Consider the following 20,963-nt stretch of genomic DNA (forward strand, 5'->3'; position numbering starts at 1 on the left):
TCTAATTTGACTAATAAGGTAACAGTTTAAATGCCACCTATTATTTACACATTTTTCTTTCCCATACTCTTTTTCCGTCAGTTAAAAACACTGCACTTGGCGGATCATCATAGAGAGAAATTTCAACCAATGAACTTTTTTCTTGTTTTAACCAATTATATACAGTACCTTCGTTTGTATTAGGTCGAGATAAAATATTATTTACTCTAAATACAGCTGCATCATATTCTGTATAATTTATATCATCCTCATCTAGTCCATTGTCTGTTTCAAAAACTGTATCTAGTTCTCCAATAATCCTCAATCCACTTTTCCATTCTAGTATCATGTCACTATGTTCATAATTTATTAATGTTCCAATTAAAGAATCGTACCCCATTTGCATCCTCTTTTCTTATGATTTTTATGGTCTTGATGGTACTATATGAGCGCCATCTTTTCCATAATGGATCAACCCTTTAGTAGTCTCATAGTATTCACCAGTATTGCGGTCATAATATTTTCCTATTGGCTCACAAAAGTCTACTCTTTCTCTACCGTTTTTTAATAGTTCACCTTTCCCGGCGAACTTATCAAGCAATTCTTGCGCTATTTTATTATCGCCATAGAAAATGCTCTTATTTTTTCCATTTGCTAATTCTTGTTTATAGTTCGGTGTATCAGGAATATGCTTTTCTTGAGCTCCTGCTTTCACTTTTATTGGATAACCATTTACTTCACGGTATGGGCCTTTAGGTACAGAATCTTTTCCATAAGAAGGTATTCGATTACTCGCACCCTTACCTCCACCAGAAGACTGGATTTTTTGAAGAGTATCCTTAGTATTTTGAATCGATTTATTCCAAACAAATCCACCATGTACAAAAAGACTTGCCCCAGTAGCTGTTGCTGCTATATCTAATGGAATAACAATTTGTGACGCTCCCCCCCCAGTTCCTACTTCTGCTACGATAATCCAGTCGTTGAAAACTTCTTCATATCATGAAAGAGAATTGTGGAAGCACTTCATCATTTGAAACTTTTGTTTTGGTATTTTTGGATATATAATTCACCAAATATTGTAATTCCGAAATAAAAAGCACTTGTTGCTTTTAGTCGGCAATCAAGTGCTTTAAGTTCATCTGCTTATTAAGTAGGATCATTTGAGGGGATTTTCAATTAACTTTACAATATCTTTAAAACTTAGGAATTCATTAGTTTCATGTTTATTCCATTTATTTATATTCTTAGCTCACTAATAGCTATCTCGCCTAGTTATTGTTCTTATATTCAAAAGAATTATCTCTCTTCTTTGCACAAATATAAGTATTGGCCAAACTCAGGGAATGTATCCCAATTTCTAGATACATCATCTTTTGTCTCTCGCTCTTCTACTTCTCCAGTTTTAGAATCTTTTTGCTCCATAGCAATATGACCATTTTCTTGATACCCCAAAATCATACTTTTTAACTGTGTATCCCCGTCATATTCCCAATACATTATTGTCCTTAGGAATAGTCTATTATCTTCTTTAACAATAAAATCGTAGTGTAAATATTTACGAAGAAAATCATCCAAAAAACTTACCGATACCCATTTCTCAGTGACATTTACTAAATACTTTGGCTGCTCTCCATCACTAAGAACAGCAGTATAAGAATGACGATTTTCATGAAGTGTCTTGGCTGCATTCTCATCAATAATATTCCAAGGCTTCTTTTTTATATTAGACCACTTATCACAATAATAAATTTCCATTAATTATACACCTTCCCATTAATATCACGAATAATAATCCCTTTCTCATTCGCCTCTTCAATAATTTTTTGTGGAACTGGCTTTGTTTGTACAGGGATTTCCAAAATTAACTCTCCATCTAGTCGACCACCTTTTAAAGCATTAGGATTAAATTTACCTGAAGAAATTTCTGAACCGGAAGAATACTTTTTAGTAAACTCACTTAGATAACTTAATGCCGTCTTTTCTTTTACTTCAGCCAATTGGGTAAATTTCCTCGAGACAATTTCTTCACCCGGAATATAAGAATCTACAACATATTTCTTCCCATTGATTTCCTTTGCCTCTAACTCTACTTCATTATAAGGATATCGAGGACGATTTTCCTTATTAAATCTATTCCCTGCTTCCCATTGCTTTTTCACAAAGTCCGGTATTGATTTCTTTTTAGATAGTGTTTCACCCGTACCCTTACCACCATCTTTAGACTTCGCAAACTTATAATAAGCTTCTATTAATTCGCCTTGAGGTATTTTGGTTACGATAGTTCCACCAACACTAGAGAGTGCATAGGAAGCCTCTCTCTTAAATGATTGTAACATTTCAAGCGTAGGCTTCAATTCTTTTGCTAGTTTTACCGCATTAGCAAATGTACTTACTCCACTTGATGCTTTTGCTTCTTTTGTGATATGGCCTACTTTATTTATTGCCCTATCGCCTAATATTGTGGTAGCTATTTGTGTTAATCCATAGGTAGTCAATTCTGTACGACTCTCTGCATCTCCCTCTATCATATCTCGTTTTATTTTATTTGAAAATGCATGCCACATATTTTTTGCAGTTTCATCCAAATGGAAAAGTGCATAGGTTACATTAATAAAAGTTCCTATGTCCATATTACTTAAAGCTATTGCGGACTCGATTTCATCACCAATAGCTTTCCCCGATCCTCTTTGAATAGCTTCCCACATCTTTTTCGCTGTTTCAAACGTGCCAACTATACTGTCTGTCGCATCGTCCCAAGCATTTCTAACCGGAGATTTCTTCTCAATTATGTTATTTGTTTCTATATCTTTAATTGACTGATCATTTTTTCGAGCTGTTTCTTCTATAATCCCCTGAATCGAACTCACCCAATCCATATTCAACCCTTGTGTACTAAACGTACCACTCACAGGACTAAATCCTTTCCCGCTTTGCACTTCAGAGAGTCCGGCTGTGATGCTAGCTGCTAATTGGAGGGCGGTGCTGTAGTTGTTGCTGGATGAATGATTGAATTCATATAAATGCTCTAGTTTTTCTTCCAGTTTTTTTCTCATTGCTCTTAATACCGTTACAATTGCGTCTACTCCAGGCATCGGTGTAAGTACTTCGATTGCTTCTATACTTGCAATCGATTGATTAATTTCCTGTATTTGTTGTCTTATTTCATGTTCGATCACATCTGTTGAAGCAACTTTTGCTTGGAACTCATTTGGGAATGCTTCGTTTTGGCGAATTAATTCTTCACATAAGCATATGATTCCTTGCGCTAATGGCCGAAATGTTTGGACAAGGTAGGCTTTTGCACTACTGTATGTTTGTCCTTGTAATACTGTATCTATCGCAAATGCATCAATAGATTGAATGGCTTGTTCCATACTTTGAATCGTAGCATTACATATAGCGTTCATACTTTAAGTTTGACTTTGTACTTCTCCCAAATACATGTTTAAACTCATGCATTGACCTCCCTTTGTAGTTGCTGCTGTTCATAGGAAAGGTCGTTTTCTTTCTCACTGAGATGCCGTTTTTCTTTAAGCAACGTCTCTTTTTCGTTCTCTAATTCGAATGTAAGTTTTCTTTCATACTGCCTGATCTCTTGCCGCATATTCGTGAACAGGTGAAATACTTCTTTGTCACCATACCAAGTTTCTAGTATTCGGTTAAATAAACGATTGCTTCTATTTTTCCATTCATGAAAACTAGCCTCATCTCGTTCTTGATTTTGCAACGCAATTCGGTTTTCATTTTGCTCTTCAAATATACTTCGTAATTTTTGATTACATTGACTGATTCTCATTTCAATTTCTTGACTCATCTTTTCTCCCTACCTTTTCCCCTTTACGTAGGCCGTTACATTATTGAAAAGTCTTTTGAAGTCCGGTATCCATTTTCTCAAATTCATTTGCTACGGAATGGATATTATCAATTGTTTGTTGAAAAGCAGTACAAAATTGTTTCGTGATCTGTAAATTTTGTTGATTTGCTTCTTGTGCCTTGAAGTTCACAGATAGTGTAGTACGCGTTGCCTTATTTATAGAGCGACTAGTAGCACTTTTCATTCTATCTGAAGCATTTCTCATTTTCGTTGCAAGTTGCGTTGCCGTATGCAAATTACTTTGAAATTCTCCCATTACTTGCTCCTCTCTACCTTTTATTTACAAGAAAATTATACCACGGAAAAATATCCCAATAAACCGAATATTCGAATTTAACATACAATTCAGCACTGTTACTGAGGATACGAGCAACGCTTATCTATCAACATAACTGAGTCCAAAATGGATTCTACTTATACAAAAAAGATGACTTCAGCCATATGCTAAAGTCATCTTTTTCTACCTTATTATTTTACTAACTCTCCATTATAAGCTTTTATATCAAGAGGAGCAGTTAAAAATTGTGCTGCTTTACTAACGAAAGATGTGAAGTGTTCACTCGTATTATGGCTCGCAACTGCTGCTTCATCTTTCCATACTTCTACCATCGTATAAACACTTTCTTTTTCTGTATCTTTATATAAGTCATAAGATACATTGCCACTTTCTTCTCTTGAACCATGAATGAGTGGCTGAATTTCTTCTAAAAATGCTTGTTGTTTTGCTGGGTCTACTTGAAATATTGCGTGAATAATAATCATGGTGCTTCCCCTCTCATCTTTCACTTATTGAAGTTCTTTTATAAAATTATTTCCACTCTGCAACTTTTTCAATTGGAAGACGTACTGATTGGTAACCACTGTCTGCAGCTTTCCCGATTGAAATTAACATAACTGGTACGTAGCTTTCTTTATCTAGTCCAAATGCTTCTGCGATTTGATCTTTCTCAAATCCACCAATTGGACAAGTGTCATAACCGTGCGCACGAGCTGCTAGCATAAATTGCATTGCTACAAGACCACCGTCAATTAATACCGTATCTTTCATTACTTCTGGTGTAACCATAGAGAAGTAAGCTGAAAGTTTTTTCATTTGATCTTCTTTTACTTCTGCTGGCATAAGTCCACGCTCTACTGCTGTACCGTAAATTTCTTCTGCGTTATCAAAGTTGTTTAAATCACCAAATAAAGCAATCATTGCTGAAGACGTTTCTACTTGAGATTGATTGAATTTCGCAAGTGGCGCAAGTGTTGCTTTCGCTTCGTCACTTTCAATCACTACGAATCTCCATGGTTGCATGTTTACTGAAGATGGTGCAAGTGTTGCTTCTGTAAGAATTTCTGTCATTTCTTCTTTGCTAATTTTCACTGAAGGGTCGTACTTACGAATTGAACGACGTCCTGTTAAAATTTCGTTAAAATCATTTGTTTTTACTGAGTTAGTCATAGTTGTATTCTCCCTTTTTTATAATTCTTTTATATTTTCTTGAATGTGATTTAACATATTTAAAAGATTATCGCGTTCTTCCTCACTTAATCCTTTAAATGCAGATGCTGCAAAACGTTCTTTTTCCTCTTGAAATGCTTGAATTTTATTTCGTCCCTCTTCAGTAAGAGAAACTAACGTAATTCTGTTATCATCTGGATTTTTACGTCTTACAATCATTTCATTGGCCTCAAGCTGCTTTAAATGCCTTGTTATCGCAGCATTATCAATATTCACTTCTTGTTGAAGTGCTTTTTGACTAATTTCACCTACTTCATATAACTGAAGTATAAGCTCTAATCGAGACTGGCTCATACCCGTACACCCTTCAAATTTCGAACTTACTTCTTTATTTAGAAAGTGTAATTTATATAAAATAATCGCTTCTTTTGAGCATGAACTTGTCAAATTAACCCTCCTTTACAATCAAAATAAAAACATTTGATGTATCAATAGTTGATATGTCAATTAATATAATCTATATCGATTTAGAATGCAAGCATTTTGTTTTCATTTTATTTTTTCCAAATTAAGGCGCTTTGTAGCGTTACAAATAATGTTAATTGCACTATAATAATACTAATTTAAAGAACTGGAGAGTGATTGATAATGCGGCAATATACAAATAGAAATGAGGAATTGAAAATGGAAAATGAAATGAGGATATTCACAAATGACAACAATAAATATAGGGATTGTCGCGCACGTAGACGCTGGCAAGACGAGTTTGACTGAGCGTATTCTTTATGAAACGAATGTGATTAAAGAAATTGGCCGAGTAGATAGTGGTAATACACAAACTGACTCAATGGAATTAGAAAGACAACGCGGAATTACGATTAAAGCATCTGTCGTTTCTTTCTTTATTGATGCTGTAAAAGTAAATGTCATTGATACACCTGGACACGCTGATTTTATCGCTGAAGTGGAGCGATCATTCCGCGTTCTAGACGGTGCGATTTTAGTTATCTCTGCCGTTGAAGGTGTGCAAGCACAAACAAAAATTTTAATGCGAACATTACAGAAACTAAACATACCGACTATTTTATTCGTTAATAAAATTGATCGTAGTGGCGCAAACACTGAAAAAGTTATGAAACAAATAAAAGAGGTTCTTTCAAATGAAGCATTCCCCTTCTACTCTGTTCTAAACGAAGGAACGAAAGAAGCCCGGATCATTGAATACAAATCATATGACGATTGTATGGAACTGTTAGCACCATTTAATGAATCGTTACTTGAATCATATGTAAATAACGAAATAATACCGGACGCACTATTAAGAGAAAAACTAGAACAGCAAATACAGCAAGCAAATGTGTATCCAATCTTTTTCGGTTCAGCAATGACAGGTATAGGAGTAACTGAAATACTTGAAAAACTTCCGGCCCTAATGCCAGCTCTTACATCGGCACAAGAGGAACCATTATCTGGTGTTGTTTTTAAAATTGAACGTGAACCTTCCGGAGAAAAGGTTGCGTATATAAGAGTTTTTTCAGGTAGCTTACATGTTAGAAAATATGTTGATATACAGCGCGATGAGTCTCTACCACATAAAGAAAAGATTAAAAAAATGTGTATGTTTCATAGCGGAAATGCTGTTCAATCTACTATCGTTCCTAGCGGAGAATTTTGCAAAGTGTGGGGACTGAATGATATAAAAATTGGTGATATTATCGGTGAACGGACCGATTATATAAAAGATATTCACTTTGCCGAACCACAAATGGAAGCAGCCATCAATGCAGTACCAAAAGAACGAATTCATGATTTATACGTTGCACTTATGGAACTATGTGAAGAAGATCCGCTCATTAAAGTGTGGAAAGATGATATTCATAATGAACTTTATATTCGCCTTTTCGGTGAAGTACAAAAAGAGGTTATCGAAACAACACTTTATGAGAAATATAATTTGCAGGTTACTTTTTCAAGTACGCGAGTTGTATGTATGGAGAAACCAATTGGCATTGGGAATTCCGTTGAAGTCATGGGTGAAAAAGCGAATCCTTTTTACGCAACAGTTGGATTCAAAGTCGAACGTGGTGAACTTAATTCTGGCATAATATATAAATTAGGCGTTGAACTTGGCTCACTACCTTTAGCATTTCATAAAGCAATTGAAGATACAGTATTTCAAACGTTAAAACAAGGTTTATACGGATGGGAAGTTACGGACATTTCTGTCACGTTAACACATACTGGTTATGCTAGTCCTGTTACAACAGCGAGTGATTTTAGAAACTTAACACCACTCGTACTAATGGATGCCTTAAAGAAAGCTGAAACATATGTATATGAACCAGTAAACGAGTTTGAATTAACTGTACCGAAGCAAGCAATTAGTACCGCAATGTATAAACTTGCTACTATTCCAGCAACTTTTGCAGAGCCTATATTATATAATGATTCTTACCAATTAACAGGATCATTACCTGTTGCGAAAACAGAGAATTTTAAACGCATGCTTCATTCATTTACAGAAGGAGAAGGCATATTTACAACGAAGCCAGCTGGTTTCACAAAGCTTATGGCTCCCTTCCCTACTCGAAAACGTGTTGATTATAATCCGCTGAATCGTAAGGATTATTTACTTCATGTTTTGAAGGCTTATTAAAGTAAAAGAGGTGCAATTCGCACCTCTTTTGCATGTATTAATAGGTTAGTTTGTCCTAACAACTTCTTTAAGTTTTCCTATTATTTTCGCTATAGCCTCAATTGAATTTTCCGTTTCATATCCCCCAACATTTACAGAATGATTTGCATTTTTGACAACTTCAATCTGTAAATTTGTTTTATGTAGCTGATCAACTTGATCTGCATTGTATTGATGATCTTTATCCCCCATAACTAAAAACCCTTCGTGATTACTATGCAAGATAGAATCAAAAATCGTATCAAACGTCAGTAACGGTGTCAGTAATATCATTTTCGACTGTAAAAACTCTTCTCTCTTCATTAAATCATTCGCAATTGGAATTGTTCCGAGTGACTTCCCTAAAAATACAGTATCGTTGTATTGCTCAGCTTTTAATACTTCCTTCATTACAGGATTCATATCATCCATCATTATTTTTGTTACTTCTTCCATTGGTTTATTCATTACTTGTTCGTCGTAAGAATAATGAATATGTACAACATCAATTTTATGTTCAAGCATAAGCATCGTCGCGTAATAAAATAACGGCTTATCATAATTGTATCCTGAACCTGAAAACATAAAGCAAACCGTACTAGAACCTTTTTCGATATGTGTGTAATAAATTACTTTGTCATTTATATGTATCTCTTTTTTAATCCCCTTCATCCTTTTCTCCTCCGAATACATTTAATCTTGTAAAATGATATGTTCTGTATGAACTGCTATATTCTTTACTTTCTCTTTTATAAATGCAGGCTGTAAATTATATGCATGTAACTCTTCTACCGGCACCCACTTAAACAAATATGTTCTATCCTCTTCTTCCAAAATATATTGATCCGCTCCATTTGCAGGTAATTCATGTAGCTCTACTTCATAATAAAAACTAATCTCATGAAACTTTTGCTCAGAAAGTGTAAAGAAATTTTCTACTGACCATATTAATCTCTTCCCTTTAATAGGAGCAGCTAGTTCTTCTGCAAGTTCCCGTTGTAACGCATCCTCACTGTTTTCTAACATTTTCACTCTTCCGCCCGGTACGTACCAAAAATCTTCACCGTCACCTTGCAGAATAAGTATTTTATTATCCTGTTTACAAATTGCTCCAACGCGGTAATTAAAACATGTTTCCTCAACTTTAAACGTAAGATCCATCCGTAACGCCCCCTTATATAAATATCGAATTATTACAAAACAATTATGTAATTACTGTACAAATAAGGTTACTAAATTTATCCACTCCATTCAATGGTTTTTGAATTTTCTAAACTATTATTTTTCATCATTACAAGTGTATATACATATGTTACAATCATATTGCACACTAGAAAACATTATGGGGGTACGGATGGAAACGTTATTAATCCAGCAAACTGAGAAATCAAATAAGTTTTGGAAAATCGTTGTGAAAGAAAAAGACTACGTTGTGTTTTACGGAAAAATTGGCACAGCTGGTAGTGTAAAAGCGAAAGAGTTTGAAACAGAAGAAGAATGTATGAAAGAAGCTACTAAACTAGTTGCTTCCAAACGTAAAAAAGGATATATAGACCCTATTCAAGGGGAAGATTACATAAAAGAAAAGACGATAACCGAAGAAGAATTTTGGGAACTACTCGCTCGTGCAAAAACGAAAGGTGAGGACCAAGAAGAACAAATAGAATGGCTTACTTCTCACCTTGCTAAACGTACAGTACATGAAATTGTTGCTTTTGATACGCATATGCATCGTATTTTAAAAGATTCCTATACCTCCCGTTTATGGGCAGCCGCTTATATTATTATGGGGGGCTGTTCAGATGATCCTTTTGATTACTTCCGTGGATGGTTATTATATCAAGGAAAAGAGACATACGAAGCTTGTATTGAAGATCCAGAACGATTAATTCCTGTATTAGAAAATTTGAGTGAGTATGACGTTCCAGAAATAGAAGAACTTTCTTTATATTTCGGTTTCACTGTATATGCAGAAAAAACTGGTGACGAAGATGATACTTACTTTACACTTTACCATGTCTTATCTAATGAAGAATTCGACGATGTTGATTTTGAATTTGACTGGGATGAAGACGATGAAGAAGGTTTAAAAAAGATGTTTCCTAAGCTATGGGAGATGTATGGGGAAGAACCGATTGAGTGGTAGATTCATATTAGGACTCTGTTTAACCAATAAACAGAGTCCTTTTTTCATAAGATTCCTATTTAAGCTCTCTTTATTTCATACCACTTATCCAATAACATCTTTTCTCTTTCCCTTGAAATACCTGCTTTTAATTCCCATTCGTCCACACTCTTCATCCACTTATACACATCTGTAACTGTATGTTCTAACCTTCTAAAAGTAAGTCCTTCTTTAACAGCACTTTCAATACTAATTGAAAATCCACCTTTCCACGGCTTCGTTTCCCCTTCTAATGGAAAAGTTTCCGGAATCCATAAAGGCATCTCTGTCCAAGGCTGCACATTATGTTCACTCATAAACGATTCGTCTACCCAAACAAATTCAGCATCACTATTCGTAACCTTTTTACACGTATTTAATAGCTCTTCCATCGTCAATTCATCATTCGGACCTGTTACATTGAATATACCTGCTTTATTGTTTTCTGCCATGTTGAGTCCAAAGTATGCAACATCTTTTATATCAACTATCTGCACTGGACGGTCTTTTCTTCCTGGAACTAACACTTCTCCTCCCTTTGCTATACGCCCAATCCAGTATGGAAGTCGATCCGTATAATCAAACATTCCCGAAAGAAGTCCCGCTCTTACGTGTAAAACACGCCCCGGCCAATACTTCTCTGCTTCTTTTTCGCATAATACTTTCAGTGCGCCATAATGCTCATAAGGAGATATTTCACCATTCTCTACACCCTTTATTTGCTCTTCCGTTGGTTCAGGTTGTAATATATAGTCTTCTTTTATGTCATGCGGAATCCAATCTTTATATACGGAAAGGCTTGAGATGAATATATAATGTTTTATATTATCTTTTAAGACATCTCCAATATTCCGAATGTGATGTGGAGAAAACCCACATGTATCCACGACAACATCCCATTTTCGATTTTCTAAACTTGATACATCGTTATTTCTGTCACCGATTAATTGCTCTACTTCAGGAAAAATTTCTTTGTTCGTTCCGCGATTAAATATTGTAACTTCATGCCCTCTTTTTAAAGCCTCTTCTACTAATGCTCTTCCTAAAAAACGTGTACCACCTAGAATTAGAATTTTCATGGTTCTCCCCCATTCATCATTAAAAACCCTTTCTTTTGTTAAACGAATTTCTATCATAAAAAGTTACGGGGGATTTGTTATTTTACTTTAATCCTACAAATAAAAAGAATCCATTTTGAAAAATTAATCAATACGGATTCTTACATTAGATATAATTATTGAATTACTAACTCCGCACAACTTCCCCATCAACTAACTCAATAATTCTATTACACTTATTTGCTACCTCAATATCATGCGTTACAATAATAATCGTTCGTCCTTCTTCATTCAGTTGTAATAATAGATCCATAATTTCTTCTCCTGTTTTTCTATCTAAATTCCCTGTCGGTTCATCAGCCAAAATTATTTCTGGTTCGCCTACTAATGCTCTAGCAATTGCGACTCTCTGCTGTTGTCCACCTGATAGCTCGTCCGGTGTTTTATGCATATGTTCTTTTAACCCTACTTTTTCTAAATAGAACTTCGCCTTATTTTCTCTTTCCCGTTGCTTTAGCTTTCTATATGTGAGTGGTAGCACTACATTATCCAGTACAGTATGTTCTTTTAACAATGCAAAATATTGAAATATAAATCCAATCATTTCATTTCTTGTTTTATGAACTTTACTTGCTCTAATTTCAGTTAATGTTTTTTCATTTAACGTATATTCACCCTCATTTGGCAAATCAATTAACCCTATAACATTTAATAGCGTACTTTTCCCCGATCCTGATCGACCCATTATCGCTATAATTTCGCCCTTATCTATCGTTAAGTTTATACCGTTTAATGCGAACGTATTGTGATTCTTGTTACTATACACCTTCTTAATGTCTTTCAATTCAATTAAACTCATTATTCCATCCCACCTATTAATGTTTTCGGATCAAGCTTTCTAATAAATAAAAAGACAATTACATTTGAGACAACGATGATCAATAATAAGAATAGAAATACTAAAAATAATATAGGCATATCCAATTTAAAGTCTAATGCCGATACTGCTTTAAAATCCTTCGACATTTGCAATAGAGTCCCATATCTCCATGAAAAGTAAGCTATTGACATTCCTAAGCCAACTATTGCTACAATAATGTTTTCTATAACAATTTGAATAAACATTCCAAATTTACTTTCGCCAAAAACTATTTTTATACCAAATTCCCTCTTTCTCATCAAGATAGAAATAATAGTCGTTACTACAATTCCGACGATTGAGAATAAAATAAATAAGATTCCGACTATCAGTTGAGGTATTTCAGAATAGCTGTTAAGAGTAACATCTATATTTATTTCATCACCTAAATTTTTCAAATAAAACGTACCGCCGTTTCCTTTAAGTTGAATTGATTTTTCTAGTTTCTTTACATCTGCATCTTTTCGTAAATGTAAAACTGTACTTTGATGCAGTCTTAAAAACATTCCTTCATAATTTTCATATCTATTAGATGACATAGGCATTATCATTGCGTAATCCAACTTCAAATAAACGTTCGTTGTATTATTATCTACGATAAATTTATTCTCTGGTAAAAAGCCTATAATTGTATATTGATTATTAATTGTATCCCCAACTTGAAAATATTTCTTAAAGTAAGAACCCATTAATACTTTTGTTTTTTCTTCACTATTTTTTGGAAAATCTTCATGCAAGAAACCCTCTTCAGGTTTTAAAGGTAAACCTAACAATTTATAGTAATTTTCATCTACAACAATTGTTTGAACAGTAGGTCTTTCATCGTGAAACGTTTTATGTTTCAAATCAGCAATCATACTATTTTGAAGTTGCCTATTACTTGATTCTATTTCAATTAAACTCTCCTCGTATGTACCATACGAAATCACATCTTTATTTTGATGAATTGTTTTATAAACCTCTTGAATTTGCTCTTTATTAAATTGATTGCTTTGTAACCTATCTGTCGTCCTTTCAAAAGTAACTAAATATGTTTTATCCACATTTAATGCTGAGCTGGATTTATCGTTTAGATGGTGTAAATTATAAAATACATTAATTGAACTCGCTATAGTTGCTAATCCAAATGTAATCTGTATTAGAAGAAGTACGGAAAATAGAAATCTCTTTTTTAATGCTAGGAACGCACTTTTTATTCTCATCATTTTTACTCCTTTAATGCTTTAGCAGGTTCACTTTTAAGCACATATACAAATGGTATTACAGAGAGAATGAAAGCTATAGTAAGTGAAAAAAATACACACATTACAATATGAGTAGACTGTAAACTAATATTATAGCTTGTAAACTCTATAATACTTTCACTCAAAATGCTAAAAATCCATTGTATGCATATTGCACAGGCTGATGCAGTGATTGCACATAAAAATAATTGACTAAATATAAAAATAAAAAGATTTACATTACTTGCTCCCAAAGCTTTCCTTAACGACAAACTTTTTTTCTTCGTATAAATCCAATAATAACTTACTATTATACTGGTAATGAAAGCTATACATAAAAGCCTATATGGAAAACTGAGTAACTCTTCTACGGCTTCACTTGAGTTTTTTTCCTTCTCATAGTTCTCTTTTTCACTAATTACTTTGGCATTTATATCTTTATTGTTCTGTTTCATATGCTGTATGAAAGTTTCTATTTCCTTGATAGGGTTTTCGTTAGAACGAACAATCATTCGGAATGTATTATCTTTTTGTATCATCTGTTTCACTTCATCTGGCATGTCATTTAGAGAGACGTAAATTTTAATATTATACTCATATCCAGTATTTTCTCCAGCTACGCCTTTAACTGTATATTCCTTATTAAATAATTTTATTGTTTCCATATCCTTATAAATTTTCTTCCCCACTATTACACTATTTTTTTCATCTTGTCCCATCTGAGAACCTTTTAGTAAAGGTGGAGACCAATTTTTATTAAGGAGACCATTCATTATTACGTGGCCGATATCCGGAATAGTAATACGAATATCATTTGTAATAACGCTAGCGTTTTTAAAATCAGATTCTACTAACGTCTGAAATTGTTCGAAATTGATTTCCCCCATATTAGTAAGTCGAACAGAATAGTAATAATTAAAATAACCATTCTTACTATCATAAAATTTCTCATCATAATAATCTCGCGTCGATATTGCAATCAGGATTGGCCATATTGTCAATACAAATCCAATAAATAACATAATGAATATTGTTTTGTTCACCACTATTTCTTTTAATACTAGATTCATATATCCTCCTCATTTTAAAAACCGTGAAAATGGTATTTATCCTTTTTCACGGTTTTTGTTGATTTTTATTTAATTACCATTTCCTTAGAAGTGTACGCACTATCCCCTACCATTATCCATTCATGACCCGAATAACCTCTGGTCACCGGTCCTTTGGATGCAACGCTAACGTTTATACGATCTGAAGTTTTAGCATCATACAATGCTAACTCTTTAGAAGTCCCATCATCAAAGCTAGCTCTTACAGTCATCTTGTAAAAATGAGGTTCGTTCTTTTTCGCAGTATAGGCAGTTGCCTTAGCTTTTGCTCCGCTTCCTGTCCACGTTGCATTATTATCCCAACTAATCGAAGCAAATGAAACGGAAGAAACCATACCTAATAAAGAAGCAGTTAATCCTATAACAGCTAAAGTTTTTTGAAGTAGGCTTTTCATATATTCTTAATCTCCCTTTTTAAAATATTCACTTAAATATTTAAGTATTTTTAGGCCTTGTCCTCATTATACATAAAAAAAATAACCATATATCGATAAAGTCTAATATTTACATTTATTCACGCAATTCTTACATTCCCCTGAAATTTCCGTCATAAAACAAAAAGATGGTATGAAGCTCCAATTCACACCATCTTTTTACTAAAATTATTTATTTAACCGTATACAAGGAAGAATATATTCCACAATCAATTCCCATCTATCCCGTGCATTCGGCATAATTTCAGAAGCAATTACTACAACCAAATCCTGCATCGGAATACAACAAATCATATTCCCACCATCACCCATTGCACAATACGAATAGACACCCTCTTCTTCTCGTAACCACCATAAGTAACCATATTGATTTTGGTTCATTTCTGTCGATTCTTTTATCCATGATTTTGATAGTATTTGTTTTCCATTATGAGTACCTTCATTCAAATACAGCTGTCCAAACTTAGCCATATCTTTAACTGTTAACGTTAGTCCCCAGCCGCCTGTCGAAATACCATTTGGATCATGAACCCATCCTTTTACATCTTTTCCGAATAAGTCATCAAATCCAAACGCTTTCATATTGTAGTTTGGAATTTCTCTCATACCGAGTGGCTGAAATAGCTGTTCATTCGCGAATTCACGCGCACTTTTTCCTGTTACGCTCGTAATAATTGCTGATAGTACATGCGTTCCTGCAGATGAATATTTAAAAGATCCAATTTCTCCGCCGTTTCCTATCCTATTTAACGTATACTTTACCCAATCTCGTTGCATACATAGTTCTTCTAACGGCTCCTGCCAGTCTACGAAAGGATGTGGAGCTGTCATTGTCAACAGATGTCGTACTGTTATTTCAGATGAATTAACGTTATATTCCGGGAAAAATTCTATTACTTTTTGATCAACACTTTTTATATAGCCCTTATCTATACATATCCCAATTAACGCAGAGATTATCGTTTTTGTAACTGACGCTACATGAAACGCATTATCTGGACTGTAACCATTATAATAATTTTCAAAAACAACATTACCTTTCTGCACTACTAACATGCCATTCATATTTTTGTATTCTTCTTTTATAATCAGATCTAACTTTTCAGCAATTTTCATTATTCTTTCCCCTTTAACCTATAATTAAAAAGGTTCGATAGGTACATATATATCAACTATATGTTTATGCTTTGGATGCTGCTTTGGGTCATTTCTATATACTTCAAAAGGATACGAATCTCTCGGTTTATATCCGCTATTTGGAAGCCACTCACCATATATAAAGTCCCATGCTCCTTTATATTCATCTTGGCATATTTCAAAATGTCCTACTGCATACTTTCCAGAAGGTATTACCATTATTCCAACGTCGTTCGTTTCTACTGTGGATTCATCTGAAATTGTTACACATAAACTTGTTCTTAAATGATATTCCTCAGTAAATTCATGATGATCGTGGTAAATGGTTAATACTTTCGTATCATCAAATACATGATAGTTTTGCTTAGCTGCGTAATGAAATAGTTTTTCTATCATTTCTGGAAAAGCTATAGTTAACTCCTCATATGTACCGATATGTCTTATGTATGCGACGTTTATATCGTCCGCTGTTACAATTTCAACATTTCCTCGAACCTTCTTACATTCATTGTATTGAGAAATTCCCCTTACGTCTTTGCAATTCTTGCTATTGTCGTTTCGATATTGAGATGGACTTACGCCGTAATAATTCTTAAATGTTCGGGAGAAAACTGCTGAATCTGTGAATCCGAAGTGATACGCAATATCTGTAATCGTCATATCTGTCCGATATGTAAGTAGATGTGTTGCCCTTTCTAACTTCAATCGGTTTACATACCGTGATAATGACTCGTTTACTATCCCCTTAAAAATCCGATGAAAATGAAACTTTGAAAATCCTGCTACATCCGCTAACTCTTCAATTGAAAGTGAATCATTTATGTTTGATTCTATATAATCTTGCACTTTATAAATGCGTCGTAAGTATTCATTTCTACTTTGTTTACTCTCCATACTTTTAGCTCCTCACAACAAAAAGGCTAACTTTTCGCTAGCCTACTTTTACACATGTTTCAAAAATAAAACTCTACTACCGCCGTTCCCATCATAATTTGTATGTACCGATACACCCTCTATCTCATCATCCCCAGCCTCAATTCGAAAACCGATTTCTTGATGAAACTGTATCGATTTTTTATTAACTGGTGACGTAATTGCTTTTACAACTTTACGATTATTTGCACGTGCGACATCAAAGAAATACGAATACAATGTCGATGCAATTCCTCTTCTTCTATACTTCGGATTTACCCCGATAAAATGAACGTACGCTTCCTCTTTATGCGTTTGCGAAAAGAATCCGCATAAGAAACCTAACGTTTCGCCATCTTCTTCAATGATGAAACTCGTTTCTTGAAAGTGAACGAAAAACAATTTTGGCAACATAGCAGCCATGTCTCTCCCGCCCCACCAATCATTTAAAACAGAATGAATCTTTACATAATCTTCCCCTTGGATGTTTCTTACTCGCATACGTTTCTCCCTCTCACTCACTTCATTTTTTCATAAATTTTAATGACTGTTTCTACTAAAAGGATAAATACCCATATCCCGCAAAATACAAGAACTGACTGAAATATAGAACCTAACATAACAATACTTATTAAACCTAATTCTGGGCCTGAAATGGACATTTCATCAAATCCTATATTATGTATAAATGGACCGGTTGAAAAAGCCATTAAAATAGATGCTATTAAATAAATCACACTCATTATTTTTAATATTTTTATAGAAAGATATGAAGTTTGTTTTTCTTCCACTTGTGATAATTCGATTTCCCCACTCGCAATTCCTTTTTGCAAACAGTCTTCACATAGAAATTCTTCCTTAATTTTTTTGCCACCGTGCAATGTACCTGTTATTTCTTTACACCTTGAACATTTTCGATTTATCATGTTGTTACCACTCCAATCTATTAAGATTATACTTATATAATTCTACATTTACCTTAATATCCCTTTTATGTATTTTATAGAGAAAGGTCGTGTTTTATGATTTCAAAACTCACGTTTGGCTTGAAAAAACCTACCGTTCATTATGAATTAAGACCTAGTTGTTATGCGATTATTTTTCAATCATCTTCTTCAAAGATTGCTGTTATCCAAAAAGGAGAACGCTACTTTTTACCCGGCGGTGGTATGGAAGGTACCGAAACAAAAGATGAATGCTTACATCGTGAACTACTAGAGGAATTAGGATGGGCAATTGAAATTAACCAGTATATCGGTAATGCGATGCGATATTTTTATGCAGAAAAAGAAGATACATATTATTTAAACGATGGATTTTTTTATATTGCGAACATGGTGCAGACACAAACTGAAAACTGTGAGGAAGATCATGTTTTGCGGTGGATGTCTCCTTTACTTGCTGTAGAGCTTCTCATTCATGATCATCAAAAATGGGCTGTTGAACAAGCGCTTTTATTACAAAAACCAAAAGGATCTCCTTCTATATGAAAGAGATCATTTTTACTGTTAGCTTACCTTTTTCAAATTGAGAGCTGGCTTTTTGATTCCACCTTTTTTTACAACATATAGACCCACAAAGATAATAAGTCCGCCAACCAGTTGCATCATATTGATTTGCTCCCCTATTGTTACTGCCGCAAAAATAACTGCGAACAATGGTACAAGATACATATAAACCATTACTTTCGTTGAGCCTATTTTACTAATACCGACATACCACATTGCAAGTCCGAAGATTGTCGCGAAGACGATTGAATATGCTAGAGACCCCCAGCTTGGCATGTCTACTGGCCACGTTAATGTATTTACGTTGAATAAACAATATACAACGAGAGGTACAATTCCAATTAAAGTTGACCAAGATGTGACTCTCATTGCGGAATATTTTGTTATAAGAGGTTGCGCTAATATTGGATACCATCCCCACGCAATCGCTGCGACTAATCCAATTATGTTTCCGAGCCACGCATATTCGTAAGTAGTTCCTCCTGTATGTCCTGTTAATAAAACGAATGCTGCACCAATAAACGCTACTATTGAACCAATTTGTACTTTCATCGAAAAACGTTCTTGTTTGTGCAATACTGCTAATATCCCTGTAAAAATAGGTGACATCGCAATTAATAATGAGGCGTTCGTTGCTGAAGTATATTTCACAGATAGCATAAACATCGTTTGATACATTGTCGTACCAACGATACCGACTGCTACTAATCGTAACCAATCTTTTCTTTCAATGCGTAATGAGCGTTCCATTAAAAATGTAATAAGTAATAATACCGGTGATGCTACTAAAAATCGTAAACTATTAAATTGAATGGATGACATATATGCCACGCCATACTTTCCAATTGTATAATTCGCTCCCCATACTAATGCTACTGATACTAGGAGCCATTCCATTTGCCATCGTTTCATCCGAATCTCCCCTTCCCTATTTAGCATAGTAAAATTGGCTGGATATAACACCGTCCAATTGGCTGTTTTTTTACCCAGCCAATTTGTTATACTGAATGTATATAAGAGTTACGGAGGCGTTTTTATGGAATGGAAGCTAGATAGCGACAGTAAAATCCCTATTTATCAGCAAGTTGTTGACTTTATTGAAAAACGTATTACATATGGAGAACTTCCTCCAGGTAGCTTCCTCCCTTCCGAACGGAAATTAGCTACACAGTTAAATGTAAACCGCAGTACAGTAACGACTGCTTATAATGAACTTCGTGCTATGGGAATTGTAGAAAGTACGACTGGTAAAGGAACACGCGTGAGTACACATATGTGGGGTGTTTCTCCAACATTAACGCCGAACTGGAGAAATTTCGTAGAAGGTGGTACGTTCTTACCAAACTTACCGTTACTTCGCCATATTCGGGCAGAAGTACAACAAAATGAAAATATTATTGATTTTGCAAACGGAGAGCTTGGTTGTAATCTTTATCCCCACGATCAACTACAAACAATTTTACGAGAACAACCGTTAACGCATGCATTAAGTTACGATCATCCGCAAGGCTATCTCCCGCTCAGACAAGCGGTCGTAAAATATATGAAGGAATATTTAAAAGTTGAAGCGACTGAACAATCCATTATGATTACATCTGGCGCACAGCAAGCACTTCACCTTATCGTACAATGTTTATTAAATCCAGGTGATGCTGTCGCTTTCGAAAGTCCATCACACTGTTATTCCTTACCGTTATTCCAATCAGCAGGTATTCGTATTTTCCCATTACCTGTCGATGAACACGGTATTAATCCGGATGATGTGCAAGAGCTATATAGAAAGCATCGTATTAAAATGATTTTTTTAAATCCAAACTTCCAAAATCCTACGGGCACAATGCTGCATCCAAACCGTAGAAAAAAACTATTATCACTTTGTGCAGACTTACGAATTGCGATTGTGGAAGATGATCCGTCTAGTTTACTTACATTAGAAAAGAAACAACCTTGCCCTACGTTGAAATCGATTGATGAAAATGGAACTGTCATTTACGTGCATTCTTTATCAAAGATGATTGCACCGGGATTACGAGTCGGCTGGCTTGTCGCCCCGCAATCGGTAGTAGAAAGGTTATCTGACGCACGACATCAAATGGAATTAGGGATGAGCATTTTCCCGCAGTGGCTTATGCAGCAGTTTTTTGAAACTGTACCATTTCAGTCTCATATCGTACCGTTACGAAAACAACTAGCAGAAAAAAGAGACGTTATCGTTCGCGCTCTAAACGAGCAACTTCACGATAAAATCTCTTTTTCAAACCCGACCGGTGGTATTTACATATGGGGAAAATTAAAAGAACCGATAAACGAAAAACAACTCATTATGCAAAGCTTAAAACAAGAAATCGCCTTTATGCCCGGTAGTATTTTCGGCGCGAAAGATGGTTATATTCGTTTATCTTATGGAAAAGTGAATATTGATCAAATTGAGGAAGGGATTTCTCGTTTACGTGAGGCTATTTTGGTTTGTGAAAAGTAACTTTAGATACAAACCCTCGTTTGACAAAACCTAAATCTACCAT

The 20,963-nt window shown here is 34.6% G+C and carries 25 protein-coding genes; 4 read left to right on the forward strand and 21 right to left on the reverse strand.

All coding sequences use genetic code 11. From position 1 onward, the window contains the following. Window positions 1-40: 40 nt before the first annotated feature. The 9 genes from BLT20_RS12245 to BLT20_RS12290 all read right to left on the reverse strand — a co-directional run bounded on the left by BLT20_RS12245 (window position 41) and on the right by BLT20_RS12290 (window position 5,750). A complete protein-coding gene (locus tag BLT20_RS12245) occupies window positions 41-379 on the reverse strand; it encodes a hypothetical protein (RefSeq protein WP_000540189.1) in 339 nt (112 codons plus the stop codon). Window positions 380-403: 24 nt separating this feature from the next. Beyond that, a complete protein-coding gene (locus tag BLT20_RS31035; RefSeq protein WP_000643414.1) occupies window positions 404-694 on the reverse strand; it encodes a polymorphic toxin type 50 domain-containing protein in 291 nt (96 codons plus the stop codon). A gap of 584 nt (window positions 695-1,278) precedes the next feature. Then, entirely contained in the window at window positions 1,279-1,737 is a 459-nt protein-coding gene (locus BLT20_RS12260; RefSeq protein WP_000409336.1) for a hypothetical protein, read from the reverse strand. Next, on the reverse strand, window positions 1,737-3,389 hold the full coding sequence (locus tag BLT20_RS12265; RefSeq protein WP_000991248.1) for a T7SS effector LXG polymorphic toxin: 1,653 nt from the start codon (window positions 3,387-3,389) through the stop codon (window positions 1,737-1,739). Before BLT20_RS12265 ends, BLT20_RS12260 begins: the two co-directional genes overlap by 1 nt. A gap of 44 nt (window positions 3,390-3,433) precedes the next feature. Continuing rightward, window positions 3,434-3,796 (reverse strand): DUF3958 family protein, encoded by a 363-nt coding sequence (locus tag BLT20_RS12270; protein WP_000076583.1) that lies wholly within the window; start codon window positions 3,794-3,796, stop codon window positions 3,434-3,436. Between the two features lie 40 nt (window positions 3,797-3,836). Next, window positions 3,837-4,112: a TIGR04197 family type VII secretion effector gene (locus tag BLT20_RS12275; RefSeq protein WP_000503635.1), complete on the reverse strand. Its 276-nt coding sequence runs from the start codon at window positions 4,110-4,112 to the stop codon at window positions 3,837-3,839. A gap of 212 nt (window positions 4,113-4,324) precedes the next feature. Further along, complete coding sequence (locus BLT20_RS12280; RefSeq protein ID WP_000583804.1) at window positions 4,325-4,618, reverse strand: putative quinol monooxygenase; 294 nt, start codon at window positions 4,616-4,618, stop codon at window positions 4,325-4,327. A gap of 46 nt (window positions 4,619-4,664) precedes the next feature. After that, complete coding sequence (locus tag BLT20_RS12285; RefSeq protein ID WP_000185393.1) at window positions 4,665-5,303, reverse strand: nitroreductase family protein; 639 nt, start codon at window positions 5,301-5,303, stop codon at window positions 4,665-4,667. An 18-nt stretch (window positions 5,304-5,321) separates the two neighbouring features. Then, window positions 5,322-5,750, reverse strand: coding sequence for a MarR family winged helix-turn-helix transcriptional regulator (locus BLT20_RS12290; protein WP_000204172.1), 429 nt, complete (start codon window positions 5,748-5,750; stop codon window positions 5,322-5,324). A gap of 265 nt (window positions 5,751-6,015) precedes the next feature. Between BLT20_RS12290 and BLT20_RS12300 the strand changes: the two genes are divergently transcribed. Beyond that, a complete protein-coding gene (locus tag BLT20_RS12300) occupies window positions 6,016-7,959 on the forward strand; it encodes an elongation factor G (RefSeq protein WP_000207795.1) in 1,944 nt (647 codons plus the stop codon). Between the two features lie 45 nt (window positions 7,960-8,004). On the opposite strand, the gene BLT20_RS12305 is transcribed toward BLT20_RS12300, so the two are convergent. Further along, window positions 8,005-8,649: an alpha/beta family hydrolase gene (locus BLT20_RS12305; RefSeq protein WP_000676203.1), complete on the reverse strand. Its 645-nt coding sequence runs from the start codon at window positions 8,647-8,649 to the stop codon at window positions 8,005-8,007. A 21-nt stretch (window positions 8,650-8,670) separates the two neighbouring features. Then, window positions 8,671-9,138 carry an NUDIX hydrolase gene (locus BLT20_RS12310; protein ID WP_000366244.1) on the reverse strand — a complete coding sequence of 156 codons (468 nt, stop codon included), beginning with the start codon at window positions 9,136-9,138 and terminating at the stop codon, window positions 8,671-8,673. A 193-nt stretch (window positions 9,139-9,331) separates the two neighbouring features. Here BLT20_RS12310 and BLT20_RS12315 point away from each other — a divergent pair, with 193 nt between their 5' ends. Further along, window positions 9,332-10,123 (forward strand): DUF4240 domain-containing protein, encoded by a 792-nt coding sequence (locus BLT20_RS12315; protein ID WP_000449122.1) that lies wholly within the window; start codon window positions 9,332-9,334, stop codon window positions 10,121-10,123. Window positions 10,124-10,182: 59 nt separating this feature from the next. Here BLT20_RS12315 and BLT20_RS12320 read toward each other — a convergent pair whose 3' ends face one another. From BLT20_RS12320 to BLT20_RS12360, 9 genes are all read right to left on the reverse strand, one after another. Next, window positions 10,183-11,220, reverse strand: a complete 1,038-nt coding sequence (locus BLT20_RS12320) for an SDR family oxidoreductase (protein WP_000697749.1) — start codon at window positions 11,218-11,220, stop codon at window positions 10,183-10,185. A gap of 166 nt (window positions 11,221-11,386) precedes the next feature. Further along, the gene (locus tag BLT20_RS12325) at window positions 11,387-12,058 is read right to left on the reverse strand and encodes an ABC transporter ATP-binding protein (protein WP_000052372.1); all 672 of its coding nucleotides are present in this window, start codon (window positions 12,056-12,058) and stop codon (window positions 11,387-11,389) included. Further along, a complete protein-coding gene (locus BLT20_RS12330) occupies window positions 12,058-13,323 on the reverse strand; it encodes an ABC transporter permease (protein WP_033684507.1) in 1,266 nt (421 codons plus the stop codon). Before BLT20_RS12330 ends, BLT20_RS12325 begins: the two co-directional genes overlap by 1 nt. Window positions 13,324-13,325: 2 nt before the next feature. Beyond that, window positions 13,326-14,411, reverse strand: a complete 1,086-nt coding sequence (locus BLT20_RS12335) for an FtsX-like permease family protein (protein WP_001055050.1) — start codon at window positions 14,409-14,411, stop codon at window positions 13,326-13,328. A gap of 65 nt (window positions 14,412-14,476) precedes the next feature. Next, the gene (locus BLT20_RS12340; protein WP_000838688.1) at window positions 14,477-14,845 is read right to left on the reverse strand and encodes a hypothetical protein; all 369 of its coding nucleotides are present in this window, start codon (window positions 14,843-14,845) and stop codon (window positions 14,477-14,479) included. A 207-nt stretch (window positions 14,846-15,052) separates the two neighbouring features. After that, on the reverse strand, window positions 15,053-16,000 hold the full coding sequence (locus BLT20_RS12345) for a serine hydrolase domain-containing protein (RefSeq protein WP_000683948.1): 948 nt from the start codon (window positions 15,998-16,000) through the stop codon (window positions 15,053-15,055). A gap of 24 nt (window positions 16,001-16,024) precedes the next feature. Beyond that, window positions 16,025-16,915 (reverse strand): AraC family transcriptional regulator, encoded by an 891-nt coding sequence (locus BLT20_RS12350; RefSeq protein WP_000444282.1) that lies wholly within the window; start codon window positions 16,913-16,915, stop codon window positions 16,025-16,027. A 48-nt stretch (window positions 16,916-16,963) separates the two neighbouring features. Further along, window positions 16,964-17,434 carry a GNAT family N-acetyltransferase gene (locus BLT20_RS12355; RefSeq protein ID WP_001266047.1) on the reverse strand — a complete coding sequence of 157 codons (471 nt, stop codon included), beginning with the start codon at window positions 17,432-17,434 and terminating at the stop codon, window positions 16,964-16,966. Between the two features lie 17 nt (window positions 17,435-17,451). Continuing rightward, entirely contained in the window at window positions 17,452-17,859 is a 408-nt protein-coding gene (locus BLT20_RS12360; RefSeq protein ID WP_000610491.1) for a DUF3980 domain-containing protein, read from the reverse strand. Between the two features lie 96 nt (window positions 17,860-17,955). Here BLT20_RS12360 and BLT20_RS12365 point away from each other — a divergent pair, with 96 nt between their 5' ends. Beyond that, window positions 17,956-18,423, forward strand: coding sequence for an NUDIX hydrolase (locus BLT20_RS12365; protein ID WP_000623995.1), 468 nt, complete (start codon window positions 17,956-17,958; stop codon window positions 18,421-18,423). 18 nt (window positions 18,424-18,441) lie between these two features. Here BLT20_RS12365 and BLT20_RS12370 read toward each other — a convergent pair whose 3' ends face one another. Continuing rightward, window positions 18,442-19,353, reverse strand: coding sequence for a DMT family transporter (locus BLT20_RS12370; protein WP_000832972.1), 912 nt, complete (start codon window positions 19,351-19,353; stop codon window positions 18,442-18,444). Between the two features lie 124 nt (window positions 19,354-19,477). Between BLT20_RS12370 and BLT20_RS12375 the strand changes: the two genes are divergently transcribed. Continuing rightward, window positions 19,478-20,920, forward strand: coding sequence for a MocR-like pyridoxine biosynthesis transcription factor PdxR (locus BLT20_RS12375; protein WP_000454925.1), 1,443 nt, complete (start codon window positions 19,478-19,480; stop codon window positions 20,918-20,920). The last annotated feature ends 43 nt before the right edge of the window (window positions 20,921-20,963 follow it).

It is taken from the genome of Bacillus sp. cl96, assembly GCF_900100505.1.
Taxonomy (GTDB): domain Bacteria; phylum Bacillota; class Bacilli; order Bacillales; family Bacillaceae_G; genus Bacillus_A; species Bacillus_A cereus.